Origin of the sequence: Caballeronia insecticola (assembly GCF_000402035.1) — a bacterium.
Taxonomy (GTDB): Bacteria; Pseudomonadota; Gammaproteobacteria; order Burkholderiales; family Burkholderiaceae; genus Caballeronia; species Caballeronia insecticola.
Map to the genome: position 1 here is coordinate 1,208,899 of NC_021294.1, position 20,123 is coordinate 1,229,021.

Below are 20,123 nucleotides of genomic sequence, written 5' to 3' on the forward strand. Positions count from 1 at the left end.
TTGGCTCTACTTGGCAGGAGAAAACGCGTACAACGACGGATGCCCAGCGGGCGTCCACTGTTGATAGTTATCCGTCAGCGCAATTTCGATATAGTTGGCGAGCCTTTGAGGCGCATCGCCAGAGGCCAACACAACGGGTTCGAAAATGTGCGCATTGAAACGCCCCTTCTCGAAGCGCAGATAAAACGGCAGCATGACGGCGTTGAAGCTTTCGCCCATGCGAAAAATTCCATTATGAACACGCGCCTCCTTCCCAAACATCGAGACGCTCACGGTTTCCATCGGATAGCGGTGCATCGTAAAGGGAGGTACATCGGCAAACAAAACCGCGACGCCGTCTCTCTTCAACGAGCGAGCGACACGCACGCCCAGACCGTTCCGGTTCTGGTCGCCGTACGTGTAAAGCACTCTAATACCCGGAATAAGCGCGTGATCGTCACCGTACTGGTTCTGCAACACACCAGACACGACCGCCATGGACTTGAGACCGAGCAGGTTGGCAATTCGCTCAACAATATAGATGTTGGCGTATTGCGAAACATAGTGAAACGGCGAAAGGAAGACCGGTTGCTGCGGAGCCGCGCGCTTCAAGGCTTTGACTCTCGACGCCAGCTCTGCGGCAATGGCATCCATGTCAGACCACGATTCCTGCTTCCGAATAGCACGACCGAAATAGATTCGTTGATCGATTAGCTTCTCGAGCTGACCACCGATACGGGAGCAAGCCGATTGCGACCCACTAAGACCAAGCACATGCCGCGCAACTTCCGCCCGAGTTTCCCCACTCGCCCGGAAATTGGCATCAAAGACGCTTCGAATATGCCAGACCCAACTCGCAACTTGCTCGAGCACGCTCCTGGGAATTCTACCCACCACCGCCCGGCGCAAACGAAATTGCGCCCGAGAAAACCAGACTCCAGGATTCAACGCAATCATTTGTAAATAGCCGACGGCCAAAAGAACTAGGGCGGAGATCACCCCACCCTTGCATACCCACTCAGAAGCTAGAGCCCCGAACGCTTAACTAAACTTGATGTTGATCACAACCGTCGTGGAGTTGCTAGCGCTGCTGTTGCCTTTACCGGCACCACCCGCCATTTGAGCCTTGACCAATTCGTTGCGTGCAATTTTTTGCATTTTATTTAGTTCCGTTAATTACGAAATACTGCCGTACCATACACGTGGCGCCCACGCGTTTTTTCAAACGCGTGGGCGCCACCAAACCCGCTTACTGAGCCGGGTTAACCGTCACGTCAACGGTCGTCGAGTTAGCTGCGCCCGACGACTTCACCGAACCACCAGCGATTTGAGCTTGTGCCAGGGCGTTACGTTCGATCTTTTGCATTTTAAAACCTCTGTATTATCATTTAGAAATACTGACGTACCGCTTCAAACAACGAAGCCGTCGTCAGCAAAAGAATTATACGTCCGCGTTAGTCAGTTATACGAATCTACATTTCAAATTTACAAATTGCCAACTTCAATAACGAAAATGGCCCAAAACTCCCGTCACGCTCCTCTCATCAACCAGCGGTGGTGCAGTTTCAACTGATATCAACCGGCGCACGGTGACATATTGAGGTTTCCAGAGCGTCGACACCACTGGGCGGCGGAACGGAAGATGAGTACAGCAGAACGTTTATGAGGTGGGAAAACAGATTCCGTTGTCGCGCACAAGCACGACGTGACACCCAACCCACCGCTCACTGGGCGCAAGTTGCGTCCGCCTCCCCCTATCAGCGATCAAAGGTGGCGAAGAAGTAGCTCGAGATCGGAACGTACCGATGCGCTCAAGCTCGTTCGCGAGTGCAACAGCACGGATAACGCGAAACGCCGAGAAGAAGTCAAGTACGGCGAGCGCAAAGATAAATAGCGCACTCGTCCTTGCTTCTGGACGGCGAGCAATGGTGCAGGTTTGCGATGTTGTTGGTGTATAGAACTCGAGCGTATTGGTTCGGCTGTTTCGCCCAGCCACATCGCCAGACCCATACGACTCGGCCAGACCGACGATGCTCCTGCTTGTCGGAGCGATCCGCCGCTTCACGGGCCACTGGTCATCGATGCCCCTGCCGCGCAAGGGGGTATACAGACGCGAAACGCATTGCAGCAGAACGCGGACCTTCCATGCAAGGCCGGCTTAGTGCGTGCGTACTCGAGTTACTGATGCAACAGCGCTCAATTCTGAGTCGACCGAAACGTCAGTACGATGACAAGATGACTGGGGAATTCAGCGACCAGCGAGTGTGCCTTGACGGCTTCTGGTACCGATGCAGCGACCGCGAGTGCTGCGCGTCGTCGGTGTTGGAATGATGTGATCGTGAAGCGATGAGTCTGGCGGTCACAACGACTAGCCACAGCAGCGTCATGATGTCCGATGAAATGCTGATTGAAATAGCAACCTGCCCTGGCGGTGGCCCCTCCCCGAATCGCGCAGCTGAGAGCGGCATCGGTTCGGGCTACATCGTCAACGGCACGCGAAGGACATAAGTCCAAGCCATTGACCACGCCTATTTGCAACCTACAAGGCTACGAAAAGCGAAAGGTTTCGAGAAAGGGACGAAGCGCGATTGCGCGCGCAATCATGCCGAAGGCCGGATGCGGCATTTCTGCACGCAATCCGGCCATCGTGTCGAATCTTACGACAATAGGCATCCTCGCGACATGCTCAAATTCCACCTAAATCGGAAACTCCGACGCTCGATGGATTCAGCAGCGCGAGCTGCCACAACCCGCTTACTGTGCTGCCGGGTTGACGGTCACGTCAACGTTCGTCGTGTTAGCAGCACCCGACGACTTTGCCGAACCACCAGCGATTTGAGCTTGTGCGAGAGCGTTACGTTCGATCTTTTGCATTTTAAAACCTCTGTTTATCGATTAAAAGTACTGACTATCCGACTTCAAACAACGTTGCCGGTGTCAGTTAAGAAATTATATATCCGTTTTATTCAGTTATGCGAATCTACATTTCAAATTTACAAATTTCAAAACTCAATAACGAAAGTAGTCCTTAGAGCATCAGTTGAACCGCAAATTTCAACCAGCTGGGCATGTCTTCAACCATTATCAACCGCGACAAGGTACACTATTTAGTTTTCCGAATCTTATGTGAAGATGGAAGGAGGCGCAGAAGACTAGGAAAACTGAACGTTTTGATCCTGTAGCTAGAGTTTGATTGTCGCACGCTACTACGCGAGCACTCGAACGCATTGTTTCGTGGGCGCACGATGCGTCACGAAAACATCCTCCCATCAGCGATCAAAGCTGGCGCGGAAGTGGTCTCGGCATCGGAGCTTGCGCATGCGCTCTTGCTTATTCGCAAGGTGCGATCAACGTCCGTCAATATGTCACGGACAATGCGAACCTCCCCCGGAAGCAGTCGAGTACGGCAAAGGTAAGATAGATAGCGCACTTGTCCTTCCTACGAGAGGACGACCAGCGAAGCGGTCTGCGAAGTTTTTAGTGTGTCGAGCCCGAGCGTGTCCGCGCTCAACCGCCGCGCCTAGCCACATCGCAAGATGTAGGCCGACCTTGTCAGACCGACGATGTTTTTGACGTCGATGCGACCGGTCCATCGCGGACAAGCTGCCTTACGACGACAGTTGCTGTGTAGGGCTATACGAGCGTGGAACCCGTTGCGACAGGACGTAGCCCTTCCAGGCAAGGCGCACCTATTACGTCTGCGTGTGCACGAGTTACTGAGCAACGGCGCTCGATTCTAACTCGACCGCAACGTCCGTATGATGACAAGATGATCGGGGAGCATAGCAACCAAAGAGTGCGCATTGACGGCTTTGGATTTCGATGTTGCAACGGCGAGCTGCTGCGGGACGTTCTTGTTCGACTAATATGATCGCGAGGCGATGCGTTACGCGGCCACGACGCGTTCGTCCACAACCAGATAGTGGCTTCAATAGCAACAACCTACCTTGGCGATGGATGGTATGCGCCCGCCCCAGAAATCGGGTAACTAAGCGCCATCGGCTCGGGCTATACCGCCAATAACATGGAACAACATCGGCCTAAGGCCATTGACCACGCCGCGCGCAACCCGCTAAAAAGAAGCGCGGATGGTTTCGAGAAAAATGAAGCACGATCACGTGGCCTTCATGCCGAGGCCGGATGCAGCTACTTCCGCACGCAATCCGGCCGCCGTGTTCGCGCGTTGCGACGAGCAGCATCCTCACAGCGCGCCGTAATTCCGCCCACATGGCAAGTTCCGACGCTCGTTGGATTCAACACCCTTGGGAGTGAGCCCGCCCGGCACTACAAATGCAACGCACGGTCTGCCTGATTATGACAATCACCCGCAGCCGCATCTCTCATACGTCACACTCCGGATGAATAGAAGCGCCTACCCTCAGGCGCTGCCTTTCAGGCGAAAAGACTTACCTGATTAGTCCGTTGTACCACCACCATTACCAGCAGGAGCAGCAGGAGCAGCAGGAACGGTAACAGACACGTTGACATTGGTCGAATTTGCGGCACCCGAATTCTTCGTCCCACCACCGGAAACTTGGCTCATTTCAAGAGCTTCACGATCGATTTTTTCCAAAATTTTCACCTTTCGAAGTATGCAAAAACAGTGATACGCATCGCGGATTATCACCCCGAGATAGGGCGAAACTACACCACGGCGCGCAGACGCTCTTTGGCGCCACATGAGAACCAATATATTTTGGTCAGGTTCACCGCGTTTCTGAACAGAATCAGTTAAGTGCTGCCTTTTTCATTGGCAGCCGGGTTCGTGACGACCACGGTGATGTCGGTCGAATTTGCGGCGCTCGAGTTCTTCGAGCCGCCACCGGAGATTTGGCTCACTTCAAGAGCTTGACGATCAATTTTTTCCAAAATTTTCACCTTTCAAAGTATGCAAAACAGTGATGCGCGTCGTGGCGTGCCGCCCCGAGATAGGAACGAACACACCACGCCGCGCAGACGCCCCAAAGCGCCACATGAAAACCAATGCGTCTGGATCACGTTCACCGCACTACTGTACGCAATCCATCCCTGTCATACAATGCTTCGTGCTACTTAGCTATTAATTATAGCTAAAATTTACAGTAGCAGCCGCCGCCACAGTTCCGGCTGTAAGCGTACCCAGCTTGTAGAATTGCGCCACCATCGGGATGGTCATTTTGTTCGTTGTATCGACCGCGCCCAACGACAAAGCACCGCCCAAGGTAACTGCCGTTCCCGTTGTGTCACCCACCGAGGCGGCCTTCAGCAACTGGACACCAACCTGGGTGGCACTTCCAGTATTCTTCAAAACGCTGGCAACCGTATCCGTTGTGCCGCTGACCGTCATAGAGACGTTAGTCCCAGTGACGCAGTTTTCCAGATCGATCTGAAATGGTGTAGCGTTCGCGGTAGTACCTGTAAAGTCAGTGACTTTGATCGATTTGAGATCGATATCCTGCTTGACTTCCTGAGGATTTACAGAGCAGGTTGGAAGGATGATCGTCCCACTGAAATTGAGTGTGGCGTCTGCGGCAAGCACCGATGCGGATCCCGACAGCGCAACCGCTGCCAACATGAATTTCGTCTTTTTCATTTGATTCTCCTAAATTTCACGGGCACGACGCATTGTGCCGCGACAGCGTTCTAAAAAAGCAGCTTTCTCCCAAGCCTATTGGTACAACACGGTCACCTGCATTGTTGCGTTTGCAGTTCCCGGCGTAATCGAGCCAGTGCGGAAATAGCGGGCCTTCATCGGTACGCTGTAGCTGCCCAGTTTGGTCCCGTCGAATCCGCCCAGGGCGATAGAGGTGCCCAAAGGAACCACTGCGCCATTTGCGTCATAAAGTTGCAGCCCAACACCTCCGGCCTGCGCTGTTCCCGTGTCCAGCGCGACGACGTTGCTATAGCCGGATACGAGGCGATCCGGAGAAATCGGATCGATTCGATATGTGACACTGTGGATCAGGCCAGAGAGATTGCTCTTATCGATCGTGTCGGCAGTTCCCGCGGGACAATTGTTGAATGCAAGCTGGAACGACTTCACCTTGTTGGACGGCGTACCCAGGCCCGGAAAATCCAACGGGGTCTGCGTGCCCATATCAATGTCAACGTCAGGAGTCTGACAGGTCAAAACGGTGATACTGACGGGCGTCATGTCGAAGTTGATCACGCCAGCACTCAGATCGAGATGGCCTACCGGTGAAGCAATTTTCGTCGCCCAATTCCATGAAAACGCTTGAGCCACTGGGCCAGACACCGTGCCTGGCGTGATGTTTCCGATTTTCACCAAGGACGCGATCAGCTGTCCGCCATTATTGACGGGGCTGCCGGTGTTGTGCCATTGACGTCCCAACTTTGGAAAGTCGATGGGGCCATATTGAGTGCCAGAGGCATAGATGTACCCGCCCAACGCCATACCCACGCCCTTGACGTTTGTCGCATAAACGGAGAAAGGCGTGCCATTGTATGACCGTGTGAACGAAGTAGGCGTGGTGGGGATGATCCCGGCGACTTCAAAGTCGGTCCCGGTGTACCACCCCCCCGACACGATGCATGTCCAATAGTCTTTGGTCGCCGGCGTCGATACCTTCGCCATCTCTGGCAGCAAGTGGGCAGGGGCATTGCGTCCGGCGCTTCGTAGTAGGCAATCATGCGCTGCGAGACGCTGATTGAAGCTGCAAATTCCACTTGTGTGTAACCGGCATCCTTGCGCAATTTCGCCAGCGGTGGGCCGAAGTCGGAGGAGGATGCATTGCGTTGTTTGGGCATGACAGCAGCCGCTCGGCGCGCATCTGCTCCACGCTGTACGCCGCTCCGCCACATGGGCTGATTGGGCCCGCCGTTGCATAGCTTCCCGCGCTACCTGCGGCACCCGCCGACGACTGCCACGTCAGATTCCAGTTCGCCATGTTTTCGAACTGATGGCCCGCGTCTGCGCTGTAGTCGATTCCGGCAGGCCCAGATCGCTCACGCCGTTGCATTCGAGGCGTCCTGCGAGGTCGCGATTGGTCAGCCACGCGTCGAGAGAGAGGTAATTGATCCGGCGATCCTCATCGCTCTCGCTGGATTCATCCGGAACATAGGGCAGACCGTCCCGGCCAACCAGCGACAGGAACGAATCCGTGCCGATATACGGCGCGCGCGTATCTTGAGAACGCCCCTTCGCCGCGCTCAGGCGCTGCTCGCGACGCACCGTGAAATAGCGTCCAAGCTCGTCTTCATCACGCAAGCGTGCCTCGTGCAGCGGATAGAAACGCAGCTCTTCCGAATCATCGTCGTTGTCGACTTGACCGATGGCCAGTTCCACCGAATGAACTTCGTAGTCCAGAGGCCTGTTCTCGACGGGCACGAGGCGCACTTGGCCGCTTTCCTCTTTGAGCTTCGCGGGCGCGGTGCGAACCTTGAACAGGTTCACGACCGGCACACAGAACAACGCGAACATCGAAGCATCCACATGTTGGGCCAGCTCGCTCGTGGAGCGGTCCAGCAGCACGATGATCTCAACCTCGTTGCCGGCGATGCGCGCGAGACCCGCCTCGAGCCCCGTCAGCGTAAAAAAGTAAAATCGGTTTGGACAGGCGAAGTATTCCTGCACGAGGTTGTGACCCAGAAACTTGTGCGCGACCAGCGGCAGCACGGTTTCTTCCGGCCCGAGCCCATCCTGAACGACCGCATCCGATCTGACGACGTGCGGCGTGTAACCCGCGTCGCTGAAGCGCCCCGGCTCGCCTATCACTGACACGACTGCGCCCGCGTGGATCAGCTCATGCAGATGCGAGGCGACGCGTTCATCGCCCGCCAGATAGACCTGCAGTCGATCCAGCCCGCGGAGCGCGGAGAACGGTACGCCTTCCATCGTGCGCAAGCGCAGACGCAAGGCACCGCACACCTGGCGATCGGGCGGCACGTAACGGCTTTGCCCCAAGAGATCAGGGGGAACGTGAGTGAGTCGTCCGTCCTGAATCGACACTGGATAGAAAGAAACATCCTGCGTTGTACGAAACGTGCAGGCGGTCTTTTCTCCGCTGGGTAAATTCAGGGAATTCAGCTCCACGCCGCGCGCCAGCGTGTAGCCCGTTGTGAAGCCGCCTGCCTTGCCTCCCGGATAGAAGCGGGCGATGGAAATCGACGGTGTGGGCGACAGATAATTCGGATACACCGACGACAGCAACGCTTGCGTCAGTAGCGGAAATTCGTCTTCGAAGCGCAATTGCGTGCGCGCGTTGATGAACGCGGAGGACTCGAACAGACGACGCACGTAGGGGTCGCCCACCTCGGTCCCTGCGTCCTCTCCGAGCATGCCGAGGCGGCGGGCTATCTTCGGGTGAGCGCGCGCGAATTCCCCGCCCAATGCCTGCATGAAGCGAAGTTCGTCGAGATAGGCCGCAACCAAACGGGGGTCCATCAGACGGACCTTTGCTTGTTGACATTAATGGCTAACCGAAAGCCAAGTCCCTCTATTTTGCAATGCTTAGCGAACACGACTGGCGATGAATAATCACGTCCGGAACGACTGGGCAACGACGATTGGACAGGCTGATCGTTCCCAAAGGTTGGTACCGCCACCGAATTATCGAATGTCTGCAAACATCTCGATAGACGAGAAAATTCTGAATTTCGGTGGTGACGCTCCGCTTGATCAGTGCTGTTTCGGGCACACGACGGTAACGTCGGCGTCCCTTGGAACCCGCACGGGGGACGGCTTCGGGGCTGCACGTGGCTTGGCAAACATAAACACCCTCGCAACAGAAGCCGCCACGGTCGATGCGCAGATTCACAAATACATCGAACTGTGGTTCTGGACGGGGCTGCGCACTTCCGAGATTAACGGACTGGAGTGGCGTTACGTCGATTTCAAGGCAACACGATCGCTATCGAGCGTGTGCTGGTGGCGCGGGAAGAAAAGAACCGCACCAAGACGGCCGAAGCGCGCCTCGTACGCCTGAACAGCGGTTCGTCCGCCGCTTTACAGCGCCAGCGCGCGTTCACGCAAGTGGCGGGCGGACGGTGTTTCAGGATCCGCGCACGGGAAAGCATTGGATAGCGAGGAGGCATTTCAACGCTTCTACTGGGCAAGCATTCTCAAGCGCTTGGGCATCCGCTATCGCCGCCCCTACAACATGCGCCACAGCTACGCCACCAGCATGCTGATGGCCGGGATGACGCCCGCGTTCTGCGCGCGTCAGCTCGGCCATACCGTTGAGATGTTCCTGCGCACTTACGCCAAGTGGATCGACGGCAGCCAGAACGATCTGGAAATGGCGCTCCTGGAAGATGCAATGGCGGTGCCCGAAGCTTCCTCCGCTACCGCAAATCGCCAATACGGAGCGTCAGCCGCTTGATGATCTTAGCAATCACTTGACGTCACCTGTTTAACAGATGACGTCAAGTGATTTACGATCCCGCACTTGACGTAAACTGGTGAAGTAATCATGAGCATGAAACGGATCATCAACGGCAAGTCGTACAACACCGCGACGGCAAATTGCGTCTTCGAAATCAAGCCAGAATCTCATACTTCAATGGATTGGCGCGCTTCCCAAGGGTGGTGGGGGCTGTACCAAACACGCGATGGCGAGTTCTTTCAGATCATGGTCGATCACGACGGCGAAACGTTACTGGAGTTCGCACCTGTAACGGACGGCGAAGCTCTGAAACTCCTCGAAAAGCATGCCGACCATCTGGTAGCGCAATATTTTGGCGAAATGCCAGAAGGCGGCGCATCTGAACGTCGGCTCACGATCCGTATTCCCGGCAATCTAGCTGATCGACTCGAAACCATCGCCAAAGCACAAGGCCAATCTTTGAATACTTATGCAATGCGTTGCTTCGAGCGATGTGTTGCAGCAGACGGCCAGCCTGCCATAAACGGCTGACGCAGAAGGCTGAACGAACTTAAGATGTCGCGAATAATGCATGCGCTCATTCGCGAGATTTCCTCGGGAATCGCGTTCCTTCCCTCACACGCTCAACGCGCCACCACCGCCCGAATCTCCACGAGCAGCTTCGGTCCAGCTAAGCCGGCGACGACAACCCAACGTGCTAGCCGAGGCGTGACCCGCCAATCGCCGCTCGCGCTCCTGCCGATACAGCGGTACCTTATCCGATCGCGTGATAAAACCATCGACCTTGACCAGATCGGTGATCGTCATACCCGCGTCGGCCAGACCGCCAGCAGGATGCCCCAGGCCAGTTCGATCTACGTGGACGAATCGCCGGGCACAGTGCCCTCGAGTGTCACGCCCACTTGACCCGACATATGAAGCCAGCGCGCGTCCGCCGGTGCCGAGGCACTGTGGCTGTAACACGAAAACGGCGGCGGAATGCCCGCCGGGTTATGCAGGCGAATGCTCATGGTGGGTTCTTTTTACTTTGGAATGCAGAATAAAAGCGTTGCAAACGCACGTTGAGCAAGGCGAAGCGCGGGAGGCCCGCATGGGTCACGTGACCTACCCGCGTCCCTGAATTGTCCCCAGACTGTCCCTGAAAGCGGGTCGTCAGGGACGCAAAACCGCTAACCCTTTGATACTTTTAAGTAAGTACTGGTGGGCCGGGTGGGACTCGAACCCACTATCGGTCGATTATGAGTCGACAGCTTATACCAATTAAGCTTCCGGCCCTTGGGGATGCAGAACGCTGCAGAGGGCAAAAAGAAAGCGCCGGTGGCGGCGCTTTCTGTTACTTCCGAACATTGCGCGGGGCAGCTCTCGAAGGGTAGCGAGTTTGCCTCACAACGCCTCTCAATACAAGTCCGCCCGACTCGATCAGTTGCCTTCGAGGAACGACTTGAGCTTGTCCGACCGGCTCGGATGCCGCAGCTTGCGCAGCGCCTTCGCCTCGATCTGGCGAATCCGTTCGCGCGTGACGTCGAACTGCTTGCCGACCTCTTCGAGCGTGTGATCCGTGCTCATCTCGATACCAAAGCGCATCCGCAGCACCTTCGCCTCGCGCGGCGTCAGCGAGTCGAGCACGTCCTTCACCACGTCGCGCATGCTGGCGTGCAAGGCCGCATCCGACGGCGCGACGGTGTTCGTATCCTCGATGAAATCGCCGAGATGCGAATCGTCGTCGTCACCGATCGGCGTTTCCATAGAGATCGGCTCCTTCGCGATCTTCATGATCTTGCGGATCTTGTCCTCCGGCATTTCCATCTTCTCGGCCAGCGTCGCCGGATCCGGCTCGAGACCGGTTTCCTGCAAAATCTGCCGCGAAATACGGTTCATCTTGTTGATCGTCTCGATCATATGAACCGGGATGCGGATCGTGCGCGCCTGGTCCGCAATCGAGCGCGTGATGGCCTGACGGATCCACCACGTCGCATAGGTCGAAAACTTGTAACCGCGACGATATTCGAACTTGTCCACCGCCTTCATCAAGCCGATATTGCCTTCCTGGATCAGATCGAGGAACTGCAGGCCGCGGTTCGTGTACTTCTTGGCAATCGAAATCACGAGACGCAGATTCGCCTCGGTCATCTCGCGCTTCGCCTGACGCGCCTTCAACTCGCCCGCCGCCATCTGACGGTTGGTTTCCTTGAGGTCCTTCAACGGCAACACGACGCGCGCCTGCAAATCCAGCAGGCGCTGCTGTTGCTCGCGAATCGCGGGGATGTTGCGTTCGAGGACGGCGCTGTATTCGTGCCCTTCGCCAACTACTTTGTCAGCCCAGTCGAGATCCGTCTCGCTGCCCGGAAAGCGCGAGATGAACTCGGCACGCGGCATGCCGCATTTGTCGACGACGGTATGCAGAATCTGCCGCTCGACCTGACGCACTTCGTCCACCTGGGCGCGCAGCGTGTCGCACAGGCGCTCGACGGTACGCGCCGTGAAGCGGATGTTCATCAGCTCGGTCTGGATGGCTTCCTGCGCCTTCAGATACGCCTTCGACTTGTAGCCTTCCTTCTCGTAGGCGCGGCGCATTTTGTCGAACCACTCGCTGATCAGCGCGAATTTCTCGAGCGACTGCGACTTGAGGAGCTCGAGCTGCGCGGCGTTGGCGCTGGCTTGCGCGCTGCCGTCGTCGTCTTCCTCTTCTTCTTCCTCGTCGCTTTCTTCGTCCGCTTCTTCGCGCTCGGTCTCGATCGCCTCCGCTTCCTGCTCGGAGAAACCATCGGTGTCCTGGGCGTTCGGATCGATCAGGCCGTCGACGAGTTCATCGACGCGCACTTCCTCGTTCTGCACACGCTCGGCCATCGCGAGAATGTCGGCGATGGTCGTCGGGCAGGCGGAGATCGCCATGACCATGTGCTTAAGACCGTCCTCGATGCGCTTCGCAATCTCGATTTCGCCTTCGCGCGTCAGCAGCTCGACCGTGCCCATTTCGCGCATGTACATGCGGACCGGGTCGGTCGTGCGGCCGAATTCGGAGTCGACGGTGGAGAGGGCGACTTCGGCTTCTTCCTCGACTTCGTCGTCGGAAGAGGCGTTCGGCGCATTGTCGTTCAGCAGCAGCGTTTCGGCGTCGGGCGCCTGCTCGTACACCGCCACGCCCATGTCGTTGAACGTGCTGATAATGCCTTCGATCGCCTCGGTTTCCGTGAAATTGTCCGGAAGGTGATCGTTGATCTCGCCGTACGTGAGGAAGCCGCGCTCCTTGCCGAGCTTGATGAGCGCGCGCAGTTTCGAGCGCCGCTCTTCAAGTTCCTCGACGGTGCCCGGCGCGCTCGACGAGAACGCGTCTTTCAGAAGCGCCTTTTCCTTCGCGCGGCGATCGCGAGCCTTGGCCTTTTCGACCTTCGCCGCAGGCGCGGCGGCAGGCTCTGCGTTTTGCACTGCGTCGTCTTCGACGGATACATCGTTCAGCTTTTTCGTCATGGAGTTCGCCATACCGGCTTTAGTCTCGACTCGCGGCTGCTGGACAACAGCCGATGGAACCGTGAATACCCAATACGCGCACGCTGATTCGTCCTGCGTGCCCTGCCCGGGGCGCCATCGCGGATTCGACGATCACACGTCTCTCCCGCCTTACCCGCAATAGCAGCCGCTTCCCTTGCGCCCGTCTGTTCGTCAGCGTGCGTTTCTGCCCGTTTCGTATGATTTATGCGGGATGCGCCACACGCACTCGCTCAATCCCTCAACGGACCGCCGTTTCTGCCTGCGTCTTCCCGCCTCTTTCGAGACCGGCCGACCGCGCCGCTTTCCACGCACACCCACTCGAAAATGCTTTTTGTCGACTGCTCGATGACTCTTCGCCGACCGCTCGAAGCGTCACTCCGCCCCGCAATCAGGCAACCGTCAAAAATTGCAAACAGTTGACAAAAAGCAACTCGTTTTGAACTTTTTATTATAGCATTCCACCTTCAGTGATCCTGGCTCGCCGCCCGTCCCGCCTTGATTTGCGCGACCCGCGCCGAGAGATCCGAAAACTCCGCGACCTCTTCCGCCGACAAGCTCGACTGCCGCGCCAACTGGTCCAGACGCGCTCGATAGCTGTCGTGGCGCAATTTCAGGACCGTCGCCTGCAATTCTTCCGCGAGCAGGCGCTTCTGCTCCTCCACTCGCTGCGCCGCGTCCTCGTCGGACGGATCACGCATCAATAGATCGCGAACGTTTTCATCATAGGCGAGAATTTCCTGGAAGATATCGTCGTACGTGGGTGCGTTTGTTGCATTTCTCAAAATCTCCGATAGCAACTGGAACTCCGCCGCGCCGCCCAGTTCGCGCGCGTGGGAGATCACTTCGCTGAACAGTTCGCCGTGCTCGGTCATTGTTACGAGCGTGCGCTCGCTGTCCTGATCGAGCGATGCCGCAATGCCCGGATACATCACCAGATTGCGTAGCGCACGCTGCTCCTGCCCGATCACGCGACGGCGTTCGCTCTTCGGCACATTCGCGCGAGCCACCGCGGCCGCACGTGAATCGATGTCGCATAACGCGGCGATCTCGGTGAACGGCGTATCGAGCCGGTCCGCGAGCATATGCAGAATCTGCACCCGCAACGCGTTCGCGGGCAGCGCCTGAAGCAGCGGCTTGGCATCGAAGAGCGCCTTCGCGCGGCCTTCGGGCTGCTCCAGTTCCTTGTCGTTCAACACCTCGTTCAGCAGGAATTGCGACAACGGCATGGCGCGATCGACCTGCTCGCCGAAACCGTCCGTGCCGAACTCGCGCACGTAGCTGTCCGGATCGTGCTCTTTCGGCAGAAACAGAAACTTGATCGTGCGATTGTCCGCCGCGTGCGGCAACGCCGCCTCCAGCGCCCGGCGTGCGGCGCGCCGGCCGGCTGAATCGCCGTCGAAGCTGAATACCACTGTATCCGTCTGACGAAAGAGTTTTTGCACGTGGACCGGCGTACAGGCCGTGCCGAGCGTCGCCACCGCGTTCGCGAAACCAAGTTGCGCCAGCGCGACGACATCCATATACCCTTCGACGACCAGCACGTAGCCCAGTTCGCGAATTGCGAGCCGCGCCTCGAAAAGTCCGTAGAGTTCGCTGCCCTTGCTGAAGAGCGGCGTTTCCGGCGAGTTCAGATACTTGGGCTCGCCGCCGTCGAGCACGCGCCCGCCGAAGCCGATCACGTTGCCCTTCACGTTACGGATGGGGAACATCACGCGCTCGCGAAAGCGGTCGTAGCGGCGCGCCTGACCTTGCGAATCGGTTTTTTCGCTGACGATCACGAGACCCGCTTCGACGAGATTCTCGTTCCGATAATCGGGAAACGCCGTCTCGAGGCTTTGCCAGCCGTCGGGCGCGTAGCCCAGTCCGAAGCGCGCGGCGACTTCGCCGGTCAAACCGCGATTCTTCAGATACGCGATGGCGTTCGGCGCGCCGCGCAATTGCTTGCGATAAAAATCGCACGCGGTCTGCATGACTTCCGTGAGCGCGACGCTGACGGCCTTGCTCGGCGCGCTCTCGACGCCACCACCACCGCCGCCGCCGCGAAAGTTGGACGACGGCTCCTGCGGCACCGTCAATCCGGCGCCCTGCGCTAGATCTTTTACAGCCTCGGGAAACGTGAGGCCGGTGTGCTCCATGAGAAAGCCGATGGCCGTGCCGTGCGCGCCGCAGCCGAAGCAGTGATAGAACTGCTTGGTCGGGCTGACGGTGAACGACGGGCTTTTCTCGTTGTGAAACGGGCACAGGCCCATGAAGTTCGCGCCGCCCTTTTTCAACTGGACGTAGCGACCCACCACGTCGACGATATCGACGCGGTTGAGCAAGTCCTGCAGGAATGCGTGCGGAATCAACGTGGGCGGGCGCGCTTGAGTTACTTGGCCAGCGCGGCCTTCACCTGCGCCGAAACCGCCGTCATGTCCGCCTTGCCGGCCAGTTTCGGCTTGAGCACGCCCATCACCTTGCCCATGTCCTGCGGGCCCGCGGCGCCCGTCGCGGCGACGGCGGCCTGAATCTCGGCGGCGATCGCATCGGCGGAAAGCTGCTCGGGCATATAGCCGGACAGCACGACGAGTTCGGCATTTTCCTTCGCGACGAGATCGTCGCGGCCGGCGGCCTGAAACTGGCTGATCGAATCCTTGCGCTGCTTGATCATCTTGTCGACGACAGCGGTGACGGCCGCATCGTCGAGCGTGACGCGATCGTCGACTTCACGCTGCTTGATTGCCGCGAGCAGCAGTCGAATCGTGCCGAGGCGCTCGGTTTCGCGCGCGCGCATGGCAGTCTTCATGTCGTCGTTGATCTGGTCCTTGAGGCTCATCGTTCACCCGGTGCAATTACGAAAGTTGAATTCCAGCCGGCGCCGGCCAGGCCGCGAAAGCAAAAACCCGCTTGGGAACGCCTCCTCAAGCGGGACTTTTAACGGGCCGTTCCGGACGGCGACGACACGCGCCGCCATCACTGTTTGACGCCAGCCAGTGCGGAGAGAATCCTCCGATGACTGTCTGAGTATAGCAAACGGGTTCGCGTTTCGAGACTCGCCAAAACCCCGTGAAAACGCGCTCAGGCGACGGTCGCGGCGTCGCGCGCGAACTCGGCCGCGGCCTTGCCCGCCGCGACGCCCGACGCCCATGCCCACTGAAAGTTGTAGCCGCCGAGCCAGCCGGTGACGTCCACCGCCTCGCCGATGAAATAAAGGCCGGCGATGCGCTCGCTCATCATCGTCGCGGAAGAGAGCTCGCGCGTGTCGACGCCGCCGCGCGTGACCTCCGCCTTGCGATAGCCTTCCGTGCCGCTCGGCGTGAGCGTCCAGTCGGACAGCGACGCGCCGAGCGCACGCAAGCTGCGGTCGGGAAGATCGGCGAGCCGCGCGTCGATGGCAACCCGCTGCGCCTCCAGCCACGCGTGCGCGAGACGCGCGGGCACGTGCTCGGCCAGAAAATTGCCGATCTGCTTCTTCGACCCGGCTTTCGCTTCGAGCAGAAGTTCGGTGGCGTCGGCATCGGGAAGCAGGTTGACGTGAATCGCCTCCGACGTGTTCCAGTAACTCGATATCTGCAGCACGCCCGGCCCCGACACGCCGCGATGCGTGAGCAGCAAATCTTCGTCGAACTCGCCGCGCGTCTTGCCTTTCCCCGCACTGATGCGCACCGGCAGCGACAGCCCCGAGAGCGCAGCGAACGGCGCCCAGTCGGCGGAGGTGAAGGTGAGCGGCACGAGCGCCGGACGGGTATCGACGAGCTTGTGGCCGAACTGCTTTGCGACGCGATAGCCGAAATCCGTCGCGCCGATCTTCGGAATCGACAAGCCGCCCGTCGCGATGACGAGCGCCGCCGCGCCGATCGCGCCCGCGGTCGTGTCGAGCGTGAAGCGTGCGCCGTCGTGACGAATCTCGTGCACCGCGACCGGCCGCCGCCACGCGACGCCGCCTGCATCGCACTCGCTTTTCAGCAGATCGATGATCGATTCGCTCGAGTCGTCGCAGAAAAGCTGGCCCTTGTGCTTCTCGTGCCACTTGACGCGGTATTGCTTGAGCAGCGCGAGAAAATCGCGCGGCGTATAGCGCGCGAGCGCCGAGCGGCAGAAGTGCGGATTCGCCGACAAAAAATTCGCCGGTTGCGCGTTGATGTTGGTGAAGTTGCAGCGCCCGCCGCCGGAGATGCGGATTTTCTCGGCAAGCCGCTCGGCGTGATCGATGAGCACGACGCGGCGCCCGGACTGAGCGGCCACGGCCGCGCACATCATGCCGGCCGCGCCCGCGCCGATGACGGCAATATCGAAGGATTCCATGGCGCGCATTTTAACCGCTGCGCCGCAATGCGCCCGGACGGCGCCACGCGTGCCGGTCGCCGCTGCTATACTTTTCTGTTACCTCCTGAGCGTCAATCCCATGCTCGTTCTCGGCATCGAAAGCTCCTGCGACGAAACCGGCCTCGCCCTGTATGACACCGGGCGCGGCCTGCTTGCGCACGCCCTCCACTCGCAGATCGCGATGCATCGCGATTACGGCGGCGTCGTGCCGGAACTGGCTTCGCGCGATCACATCCGGCGCGCGCTGCCGCTGCTGGAAGAGGTGCTGGCGAAGTCCGGCGCCGAGCGCGGCGACATCGACGCCATCGCGTTCACGCAAGGCCCGGGGCTCGCGGGCGCGCTGCTGGTGGGCGCGAGCATCGCCAATGCGCTGGCAATGGCATGGGACAAACCGACCGTCGGCATCCATCATCTCGAAGGGCATTTGCTGTCGCCGCTTCTCGTCGATGAACCGCCGCCCTTTCCGTTCGTCGCGCTGCTCGTGTCCGGCGGACACACGCAACTGATGCGCGTGAGCGATGTCGGCGTCTACGAAACCCTCGGTGAAACGCTCGACGACGCCGCCGGCGAAGCCTTCGACAAAACCGCGAAGCTGCTTGGCCTGGGCTATCCTGGCGGACCGGAAGTGTCGCGGCTCGCGGAGTTCGGCACGCCGGGCGCGGTCGCGCTGCCGCGTCCGATGCTCCATTCCGGCGACCTCGATTTCAGTTTCAGCGGCTTGAAGACGGCCGTGCTCACCCAGAGCCGCAAGCTCGGCAACAACGTATGCGAGCAGGCGAAGGCCGATCTCGCGCGCGGTTTCGTCGATGCCGCCGTGGATGTGCTCGTCGCCAAATCGCTTGCCGCGCTGAAAAAGACGGGCCTGAAACGCCTCGTCGTGGCGGGCGGCGTGGGCGCGAACCGGCAGTTGCGCGAGGCGCTGTCGGCGGCGGCGAAAAAGCGCCGCTTCGATGTCCACTATCCCGATCTGTCGCTGTGCACCGACAACGGCGCGATGATCGCGCTCGCCGGTGCGCTGCGTCTGTCGCGCTGGCCGGAGCAGGCAGTGCGCGATTACGCGTTCACCGTGAAGCCGCGCTGGGATCTCACTTCGCTGGCGCGCGCCTGATATTCCTGCCTGCGCGTGCTATTTCGGCGGATTGAACGGCTGCACGATCGACTTGAAGACCGGCAGCGTCTCGCAGTGATCGCTATGGCCGATGAGCGCCGGCCAGCGCGTCGCACTGAACATCTCCGGATGCGCCTCGCGCGCGAAACGCAGCGCGCAGCCCACGGCGATATCCGCGTGACCGATTGAATCGCCGAACCAATACGGCGTCGGGCGCGCGGCGCGGTCGGCTTCGAGCGCGTCCAGCACGCGTTCCACCTGACCCGTGCAGCGTGACACCCAAGTCTGCGACCTTTCCTTGTGCAGCACGCGTTCGTAGACCAGCGCGACGGCCTTGTCGGCGAGGCCGGTCGCGAGCGCGCAGACCTTCAAAGCCTGACGGCGTTCCGGCCCGCTCGATGCGATCATCGCGCGCGCGTCGCCCGCCTGTTCGTCGAGATGATCGAGGATCAGCGCGCTTTCGATCAACACGTCGCCGGAATCGAGCACGAGCGTCGGCACGCGGATCAGCGGATTGAACGGCGCGATCTTGTCGGCGTCGCCGAACACCGACCACGGACGATGCTCATACGCCATGCCGTAAAGATTCAGCGCGATGGCCACGCGCCGCACGAACGGGGAATCGTACTGGCCGATGAGAATCAAGATGCGCTCCGTGGTCGATGGTCCGAACGACCAGTTTAAGGGCGCGCGGGCTTCGGAAACAACGGCAACGCGATCAGCGCGCACACGCCCGTCGCGAGCCAGACGATGGTCCACGAACCGGCCGCGAGCACGTGCGGAATGACGAGCGGCGTCACGAAGAAGCCAGCGTAGACGGCCGTGTTCGCCATGCCGAGCGCAGTTCCGGCGCGCGCGGTGCCGGCGAGCGTCGCCAGTTCGGTGTACGCGACGCCGTGCCATGCCGACACGCAGACGCCCGCGAAGACGAGCATCGCCGCGAGCAGCACGGGCGCCTCCGCGACACCGCATGCGGTCGCCGCCGCCAGCGCAACGAACGAAGCCGATGCCACAAGCACGGACGCCCGCATATACGCGCGCCGGTTGCCGCGACGGTCGGTGTGCCGTCCGCTCCAGACGCGCATCGTCATTGCGCCGAGCTGGACGGCGCCCATCGTCGCGCTGATCGCGGGCACGCCGAAGCGCCCGGCGTCGTGCAGGAAGACGGTCGCGAAGGTCAGCACCGCAAATTGCGGCACGCACAGAACGCCGATGCCGAGCACGACGCGCCAGACCAGCGCGTTCCTGAGCGGCGCGGCGCCGTCGCTGCGGGGCGCGGGCCGGATCGCGTCCGGCGGCTCGTGGAGCCAGCGCCAGGCGAAGACGCCCGACGTCGCGCACATCGCGGCCAGCGCGCCGAACACCGCCGCGAATCCATGCGACGACGCCAGCCAAGGCAGCAGCGCCGCGCCGATGCCCCCGCCTAGCGGCACCGCCGTTTGCCGGATGCTCATCGCGAGACCGCGCTCGCCTTCGGTGAACCACGCCATCACCGCGCGCCCGCTCGATCCGTTGACGCTGCCGCCCAAAAGGCCGAGCACGCACATCGCGAACACGAGCCAGCCGAGCATGCCCGCCGACGGCACGACGAAGCCGCTCATCGCAATAAGAACGGCGGCCGTCGATAGCAGACCGGTCAGCAACACGGGCCGATCGCCCCAGCGATCCGTCAGCACGCCCCACGGCAACTCCGAGAGCGCGACGCCCAGACCCAGCGCGCCGAGCACGAGCCCGAGTTCGCCGTTGCTCAGGTGATAGCCGCTGCGCAGCCACACGGCCGTGGTCGGAATGCCCGCCGCCGCGGCCGAGAAACTTGCGTTCGCCGCAACGCCGACGCCCAGCACCTTCCAGCGGTGTCCGCCGTCGAGCGCGGCGGCGTTCTTCGATTTCAATGCAAGTGGAGTAGCCATCATGCAGTC

The 20,123-nt window shown here is 59.8% G+C and carries 17 protein-coding genes and 1 tRNA gene; 4 read left to right on the forward strand and 14 right to left on the reverse strand.

Features of this window, described 5'->3' with window-relative positions; all coding sequences use genetic code 11:
• Positions 1-6: 6 nt before the first annotated feature.
• The 6 genes from BRPE64_RS19655 to tssF all read right to left on the reverse strand — a co-directional run bounded on the left by BRPE64_RS19655 (position 7) and on the right by tssF (position 8,362).
• The gene (locus BRPE64_RS19655; protein ID WP_016355282.1) at positions 7-633 is read right to left on the reverse strand and encodes a lysophospholipid acyltransferase family protein; all 627 of its coding nucleotides are present in this window, start codon (positions 631-633) and stop codon (positions 7-9) included.
• Between the two features lie 3,760 nt (positions 634-4,393).
• The gene (locus BRPE64_RS33270) at positions 4,394-4,552 is read right to left on the reverse strand and encodes a hypothetical protein (protein WP_160167939.1); all 159 of its coding nucleotides are present in this window, start codon (positions 4,550-4,552) and stop codon (positions 4,394-4,396) included.
• A gap of 158 nt (positions 4,553-4,710) precedes the next feature.
• A complete protein-coding gene (locus BRPE64_RS33275) occupies positions 4,711-4,848 on the reverse strand; it encodes a hypothetical protein (protein ID WP_160167940.1) in 138 nt (45 codons plus the stop codon).
• A 190-nt stretch (positions 4,849-5,038) separates the two neighbouring features.
• On the reverse strand, positions 5,039-5,551 hold the full coding sequence (locus BRPE64_RS19665) for a fimbrial protein (protein ID WP_044042554.1): 513 nt from the start codon (positions 5,549-5,551) through the stop codon (positions 5,039-5,041).
• A gap of 75 nt (positions 5,552-5,626) precedes the next feature.
• On the reverse strand, positions 5,627-6,553 hold the full coding sequence (locus BRPE64_RS19670; protein WP_144063451.1) for a fimbrial protein: 927 nt from the start codon (positions 6,551-6,553) through the stop codon (positions 5,627-5,629).
• A 294-nt stretch (positions 6,554-6,847) separates the two neighbouring features.
• Positions 6,848-8,362, reverse strand: a complete 1,515-nt coding sequence (gene tssF, locus BRPE64_RS19675; protein ID WP_084675781.1) for a type VI secretion system baseplate subunit TssF — start codon at positions 8,360-8,362, stop codon at positions 6,848-6,850.
• 172 nt (positions 8,363-8,534) lie between these two features.
• Between tssF and BRPE64_RS19680 the strand changes: the two genes are divergently transcribed.
• The 3 genes from BRPE64_RS19680 (at position 8,535) to BRPE64_RS19690 (ending at position 9,833) form a co-directional block, all read left to right on the forward strand.
• Positions 8,535-8,903, forward strand: a complete 369-nt coding sequence (locus BRPE64_RS19680) for a site-specific integrase (protein ID WP_044042563.1) — start codon at positions 8,535-8,537, stop codon at positions 8,901-8,903.
• Positions 8,904-8,993: 90 nt separating this feature from the next.
• Positions 8,994-9,299, forward strand: a complete 306-nt coding sequence (locus BRPE64_RS19685; RefSeq protein WP_016355289.1) for a site-specific integrase — start codon at positions 8,994-8,996, stop codon at positions 9,297-9,299.
• Positions 9,300-9,389: 90 nt separating this feature from the next.
• Entirely contained in the window at positions 9,390-9,833 is a 444-nt protein-coding gene (locus BRPE64_RS19690) for a toxin-antitoxin system HicB family antitoxin (RefSeq protein ID WP_044042566.1), read from the forward strand.
• An 84-nt stretch (positions 9,834-9,917) separates the two neighbouring features.
• Here the strand turns inward: BRPE64_RS19690 and BRPE64_RS32960 are convergent, their stop codons facing one another.
• The 6 genes from BRPE64_RS32960 to BRPE64_RS19715 form a co-directional block, all read right to left on the reverse strand.
• Positions 9,918-10,109: a hypothetical protein gene (locus BRPE64_RS32960; RefSeq protein ID WP_144063452.1), complete on the reverse strand. Its 192-nt coding sequence runs from the start codon at positions 10,107-10,109 to the stop codon at positions 9,918-9,920.
• A gap of 391 nt (positions 10,110-10,500) precedes the next feature.
• Positions 10,501-10,577: transfer RNA gene (locus BRPE64_RS19695), tRNA-Ile, on the reverse strand.
• Positions 10,578-10,721: 144 nt separating this feature from the next.
• On the reverse strand, positions 10,722-12,782 hold the full coding sequence (gene rpoD / locus BRPE64_RS19700; RefSeq protein ID WP_016355292.1) for an RNA polymerase sigma factor RpoD: 2,061 nt from the start codon (positions 12,780-12,782) through the stop codon (positions 10,722-10,724).
• Between the two features lie 473 nt (positions 12,783-13,255).
• Positions 13,256-15,139, reverse strand: coding sequence for a DNA primase (gene dnaG / locus BRPE64_RS19705; protein WP_016355293.1), 1,884 nt, complete (start codon positions 15,137-15,139; stop codon positions 13,256-13,258).
• A 20-nt stretch (positions 15,140-15,159) separates the two neighbouring features.
• Complete coding sequence (locus BRPE64_RS19710; RefSeq protein ID WP_016355294.1) at positions 15,160-15,606, reverse strand: GatB/YqeY domain-containing protein; 447 nt, start codon at positions 15,604-15,606, stop codon at positions 15,160-15,162.
• Between the two features lie 242 nt (positions 15,607-15,848).
• A complete protein-coding gene (locus BRPE64_RS19715) occupies positions 15,849-17,075 on the reverse strand; it encodes a BaiN/RdsA family NAD(P)/FAD-dependent oxidoreductase (protein WP_016355296.1) in 1,227 nt (408 codons plus the stop codon).
• Between the two features lie 100 nt (positions 17,076-17,175).
• On the opposite strand from BRPE64_RS19715, the gene tsaD reads away from it, so the two are divergent.
• Positions 17,176-18,204: a tRNA (adenosine(37)-N6)-threonylcarbamoyltransferase complex transferase subunit TsaD gene (tsaD, locus tag BRPE64_RS19720; protein WP_016355297.1), complete on the forward strand. Its 1,029-nt coding sequence runs from the start codon at positions 17,176-17,178 to the stop codon at positions 18,202-18,204.
• Positions 18,205-18,222: 18 nt separating this feature from the next.
• Here the strand turns inward: tsaD and BRPE64_RS19725 are convergent, their stop codons facing one another.
• Positions 18,223-18,849, reverse strand: a complete 627-nt coding sequence (locus BRPE64_RS19725) for a glutathione S-transferase family protein (protein ID WP_016355298.1) — start codon at positions 18,847-18,849, stop codon at positions 18,223-18,225.
• A gap of 35 nt (positions 18,850-18,884) precedes the next feature.
• Positions 18,885-20,114, reverse strand: coding sequence for an MFS transporter (locus BRPE64_RS19730; RefSeq protein ID WP_044042792.1), 1,230 nt, complete (start codon positions 20,112-20,114; stop codon positions 18,885-18,887).
• Between the last annotated feature and the right edge of the window lie 9 nt (positions 20,115-20,123).

Bases quoted from the DNA above. Each gene is read 5' to 3' on its own strand.
- BRPE64_RS19655 (WP_016355282.1), bottom strand. From the start codon at position 633: ATGGATGCCATTGCCGCAGAGCTGGCGTCGAGAGTCAAAGCCTTGAAG.
- BRPE64_RS19665 (WP_044042554.1), bottom strand. From the start codon at position 5,551: ATGAAAAAGACGAAATTCATGTTGGCAGCGGTTGCGCTGTCGGGATCC.
- BRPE64_RS19670 (WP_144063451.1), bottom strand. From the start codon at position 6,553: ATGGCGAAGGTATCGACGCCGGCGACCAAAGACTATTGGACATGCATC.
- tssF (WP_084675781.1), bottom strand. From the start codon at position 8,362: ATGGACCCCCGTTTGGTTGCGGCCTATCTCGACGAACTTCGCTTCATG.
- BRPE64_RS19680 (WP_044042563.1), top strand. From the start codon at position 8,535: ATGTCTGCAAACATCTCGATAGACGAGAAAATTCTGAATTTCGGTGGT.
- BRPE64_RS19690 (WP_044042566.1), top strand. From the start codon at position 9,390: ATGAGCATGAAACGGATCATCAACGGCAAGTCGTACAACACCGCGACG.
- BRPE64_RS32960 (WP_144063452.1), bottom strand. From the start codon at position 10,109: ATGACGATCACCGATCTGGTCAAGGTCGATGGTTTTATCACGCGATCG.
- rpoD (WP_016355292.1), bottom strand. From the start codon at position 12,782: ATGGCGAACTCCATGACGAAAAAGCTGAACGATGTATCCGTCGAAGAC.
- BRPE64_RS19710 (WP_016355294.1), bottom strand. From the start codon at position 15,606: ATGAGCCTCAAGGACCAGATCAACGACGACATGAAGACTGCCATGCGC.
- BRPE64_RS19715 (WP_016355296.1), bottom strand. From the start codon at position 17,075: ATGGAATCCTTCGATATTGCCGTCATCGGCGCGGGCGCGGCCGGCATG.
- tsaD (WP_016355297.1), top strand. From the start codon at position 17,176: ATGCTCGTTCTCGGCATCGAAAGCTCCTGCGACGAAACCGGCCTCGCC.
- BRPE64_RS19730 (WP_044042792.1), bottom strand. From the start codon at position 20,114: ATGGCTACTCCACTTGCATTGAAATCGAAGAACGCCGCCGCGCTCGAC.